We start from the raw sequence: 4,411 nt of genomic DNA on the forward strand, positions 1-4,411 counted from the left end.
CGACTGGATTGCGGAGAAGCGAAGAAAGCAGGAGCTCGAAGCGTTTTCGCCACCGGCCGCGTCGCCCGCCGACAAGACCGAGACCTTCACGCCCCCATCGGCGCTCCCGCAGAGCGGGCGCTTCACCGTTCCCGACATCCACGGGTCGGCGTCGGCTGAAACCAGCACTGACGGCACGCTACAGCAAAAGCAGCTCTTGCGTGTTGCGCTGGGGTTCAGAGGCGTCGTGAACGGGGTAGGCATGCTCTTGGCCACGTGGTTCGTCACGTCACTGTTCGGGGCGTTCATGTTCGGCGGGTCAGCCAACGCGCTGCGTGACGTTCAGGCACTCATCTTGATCGTCATGTACGTGATGATGTTTCTCGCCCTGCGTCGCGCCCACGACCTCGTCGACGCCCTCGGGTACGAGCAGCAATCGCGATGGGTCTATGTGGGAATGCTGAACCTGCCCCTTGCCTTCATGGGCCTCATCGCGCTCTGGGTCGTGAGCCTGGGCTGGCTGCTCACAAACAATGTCGACGTGGGAATCTTCGGCCCCGATGCCGACCAGCTCAGCCGTCTCAAGAAGAAGGCTGCTCAGAACGAGTCGTGAGACGAACAGGCGACGTCAGGGCAGCGCGCGTCGCCCACCACCACGCTACCAGGGCAGCGCGAGCGCCTTGCAGAGAAACCGCATGAGGGGTGCCATCTCGACACACGCGTCGACATAGGTGTCCGCGAATCCGCGGGCGCAGATCTCCGCGTCGGTGAATGGCCGGCTCACGATGAAGTCCTTGCGCATGAGATCATCGGCAAAGCGATGGGTCTTGGGGAAGCCCGCAGGCACGCGCTTGAGGCTGTCACCCTGCAGGTCGACGCCACTCGCGCGAAACGTCGCCCAGTCTTTCTCGTGAGCCACGATGGCCTCGCGAATGCGCTGCAGCACCTCGGTAGGAGGCTGCCAGATGCCACACCCCATGAACGACTTGCCGGGCTCGAGGTGCAGGTAGCATCCGGGGCGATGCACGTCTTCACGCACCGTCAAATCGACCGAGCGCCCCGCCATCGTCGAGCCGCTGTGCGGGAAGTGCAGGGCCGCGTGCGTCTTGTACGGGGTCTTGTCGCGCGAGAAGCGGGTGTCGCGGTGAATGCGAAAGAGCGACCGGCTCGAGGCCACGAGATGCGGGCTCACCTGCTTGCGCAGCCCGTAGCCGACCTCTTCGATGAAGGCCAGGGCCGGGTCGCGAACAGACGACTCATAGCGTGTGCGATTCAGCCCGAACCAGGTGCGGTCGTTGTTGGCCGCGAGGTCAGCGAGAAAGCGGAACGTCTCCGAGGTGAACATAGCGGCGCGAGATCCTACGACGCCCACGAGGGCACGAGCTGATCGATGAGCGCGGTGCGATGGGGCATGAGCGATCGCAGGTGCGGCTCGAGCGGGGTGCCGCGGAACTGGAACGTGGCCCGCAGCGCCTCGCTGAAATCCTCGGTGGGGGCCGTCCGCGCGTAGCCCGATGGAGAAGTCCCGTCGGCCTCCATGGCCTGCCGCCACGATGCCCATCCTGCGCTGGGCGACGCGTCGCTGAACGTGCGCCCCTCGCGTCCCCACAGCGCATTGGTACGCACATGGCCCGATTCGTGCACCATGGTGGCGTCGACCACGCCCTGATCCCAGTCGGCACTGGCAAAGAAGCGGATCATGCCGGGCACGCCCCCGGCACCGCTGTCGGCCAGAGCGCCTCCGTCGAGGCCGGCTTTCGAGGCTTTGCGCACCGGACAGACCGTCACCGCCTCGACCCCCTCGCGCAGCTCGTCGGGCAGCGCGCGCAGCGCCCGCACCACCTCGAGCAGCGAGGGGAAGCGCGTTCCCGTCGCGGGGGGATCGCTGGCCGGCACCATCACGGGAACCACCTTGTCGCCCACCGTGACCCCGTAGGCGTGCCCCGGACACGAAGCCTGGCGACCGTCTGGGGTGGGCACGGCATACGGCGTCTCACCGTAGTCGTAGATGGGCTTGCCCTCGATGGAGATGCGAGACGGCTCCTCGAGGCGGGTGGGCAGCGGCAGATCGCGGGCCAGCTGCCGCAGGGTTGAGGTCTGGGCCTCGGGCGGCATGACCGAGAGCTTCTTCTCGGTGAGCATCGTGAGCAGCACGTGCGGCGTGCCGCCCCCGCAAGCGCTCAGCAAGAGCTTCTTCTGCTCGGCGGGCGACAGCGATGAAAAGCCCTCGAGGGTGGCCAGACGGGTCACGTGGTCGCAGCCGTTCGCCTCGGTCTGGAGCCCGCGCTCGGCGAGGATGTAGCGCGTCGCGTCGCGCACGCCCTGCGGCTCGGCCCGATCGACGTAGGCCAGGGCGTCGAGGGCGACCTGCTGCACACCCGGGTCGAGGTGACCAAAGACCGGGCTGGCTGAGAGCGCGTCGAGATGGGGGGCCAGAGCGGTGCCGCGATCACCGGTGCGAAGCGCCTCGAGGGGGGATGGCGACAGCGGTGGAGCAGTCGATGGGTGGGGGCTGGCCGGGGCAGACGTGACGGGCTCTCCTGTGGTTGAGGCAGATGTCACAGGCTCTCCTGTGGTTGGGGCAGATGTCACGGGCGCGCTTGTGGTTGGGGCAGATGTGACGGCATCGATGGGGGCGGTGCTCGCGTCAGCGCACACACGCCGCTCGGCAACCGGGGTCGAGCAGGCCGCTGCGACAGGCGCTGAAGCCTCCTTCGACGCTTGAACCGCACCGAGACTCCTGCCTATGCCTTGCACGCGAGGTCCTCCGTCACCGCGGTCGTCGGGCCGAGACGACGTCTGCGTCGTTACGCGTCGGCCAAGACGCCAGGTCGATGGGCTGTCCGCTCATTATAGCGCCGTGTGGGGCAGAGGTAAAGGACGGACGGCGCAGCGGAGCGCCGTGAGCGGCATCGGCTGCGCGACGTGGGGAGCGCTTCACTGCAGGATTCGATGGAGCCCTGGGGAAAGGGCCACACCCCCATGCCCCATCACCCCCTGTACTCCACGAGCCGCCCCCTCTATCGCACGCTGCGCGTGGCCTATCCACCGGGGCGCGGTCGTCTGGTGCTTCGCACCGAGCTCGACTGGGACCGCGACATCACGCCCGCGGAGGTGAGCCCCGACGGGGCCATGTCGACCTTCGTGCTCGAGGCGCGCCAGCCGTTCATCTACTTCAAGCCGTGCCTCATCGAGAGCGGACATCTGCACTGGTCGCGGGGGGCGAACAAGCTTGTGGCCATGGAAGAGCCCGACACCCGCATCGTCTACCCCTACTTCTTCGACGGCCACGATGGCCGTCTCACCGACGTCGCCGTCTTCCACTCGCAGATACTGGGACGCGCGCATCGCGTGCGCGCCTTCTTGCCCGCTGGCTATGACGAGAACACCCTCACCCGCTACCGAGCCGCCTACATGCAAGACGGTCAGAACCTCTTCATGCCCGAAGAGGCCTTCTTGGGAAGAGACTGGGACGTGGACGGCATGACCCGCACCCTCTACTCGATGAGCGCCCTCGAGGAGATCGTGTTCATCGGCATCCACTCCGACGACCGCATGCGCGACTACACCCGCCCCGGCTACACCGCCTACAGCCAGTCGCTGGCCTACGAGCTGGTGCCGGCCGTCGAGCGCCAGCTGCGCCTCTTCGAACGACGCGAGTGCCGCTCGGTGTGGGGATCATCGCTGGGAGGCGTGGTGTCGTTCCACACCGTCTGGCAGCACCCCGACGTGTTCGGCATCGGCGTGTGCATGTCGAGCACCTTCTCGCACCGCGACGACCTCATCGAACGCGTGCTCAGCGAGCCGCCGCCCAACGTGGGGTTCTACCTCGACAGCGGCTGGCCCGGCGACAACTACGAGGTCACCCTCGCCATGGCCATGGCCCTGGTTCAGCGCGGCTTCGAGTTCGGACGCAACGTGATGCACCTGGCCTTCCCCCTGGCCCGGCACGATGAAGCCGCATGGAGCACCCGCCTGCACGTACCCATGCAGATCGTGAACGGTTCGGTGGCGCGTGCATCGCGTCATGTCAAGCCCGTTCTTCGGGTCTGACCGCCCCCTCTCACACCAGACCTCTATCGCACGCAACCCTCAGGCAGCACCGACCCGCTCGCCCCCCGCCCTCCCACGCCAGGATAGCGCGCGAATGCGTCGAAGAGCGCCTCGCCATGTCAGTGCAACGCCACGTGTCCACCGCCGAACAACCGCTGCGCGTGCTTCTAGCGCAGGCCCTCGCTGGCGCCAGCGGAAAGCGCGTCGAGCAGCTGCTGCGCTTCAAGTCGGTGGCGGTGAACGGCGAGGTGGTGACGCGGGGCGCCCACGCCCTCAAAGCCGGCGACGTGGTGACCATCCACTTCGACAAGCGCCCCGCCGCGCGCGCCGTGCTCGAGGCGGGCGTGCGCGTGGTGCACGAAGACGCCGACATCATCGT

4 protein-coding genes are annotated in these 4,411 nt (G+C 67.3%); 3 read left to right on the forward strand and 1 reads right to left on the reverse strand.

The window, feature by feature from the left end:
• Window positions 1-592 (forward strand): hypothetical protein (locus tag EB084_20340; protein NDD30616.1); only part of this gene is annotated, 592 nt, incomplete at its 5' end.
• 45 nt (window positions 593-637) lie between these two features.
• Here the strand turns inward: EB084_20340 and EB084_20345 are convergent.
• On the reverse strand, window positions 638-1,540 hold the full coding sequence (locus EB084_20345; GenBank protein ID NDD30617.1) for a DUF2461 domain-containing protein: 903 nt from the start codon (window positions 1,538-1,540) through the stop codon (window positions 638-640).
• A gap of 1,391 nt (window positions 1,541-2,931) precedes the next feature.
• On the opposite strand from EB084_20345, the gene EB084_20350 reads away from it, so the two are divergent.
• Both EB084_20350 and EB084_20355 read left to right on the forward strand, forming a co-directional pair.
• Window positions 2,932-4,032: a hypothetical protein gene (locus tag EB084_20350; protein ID NDD30618.1), complete on the forward strand. Its 1,101-nt coding sequence runs from the start codon at window positions 2,932-2,934 to the stop codon at window positions 4,030-4,032.
• A gap of 116 nt (window positions 4,033-4,148) precedes the next feature.
• Window positions 4,149-4,411, forward strand: a 263-nt coding sequence (locus tag EB084_20355; GenBank protein NDD30619.1) for a hypothetical protein, incomplete at its 3' end; no start/stop codon positions are given.

The sequence above is a fragment of the Pseudomonadota bacterium genome, from assembly GCA_010028905.1.
Lineage (GTDB): Bacteria > Vulcanimicrobiota > Xenobia > RGZZ01 > RGZZ01 > RGZZ01.

Excerpts from the sequence above, each read along its gene's own strand:
- EB084_20350 (NDD30618.1), top strand. The coding sequence starts at position 2,932 with ATGGAGCCCTGGGGAAAGGGCCACACCCCCATGCCCCATCACCCCCTG.
- EB084_20345 (NDD30617.1), bottom strand. The coding sequence starts at position 1,540 with ATGGGCATCGTGGCGGCAGGCCATGGAGGCCGACGGGACTTCTCCATC.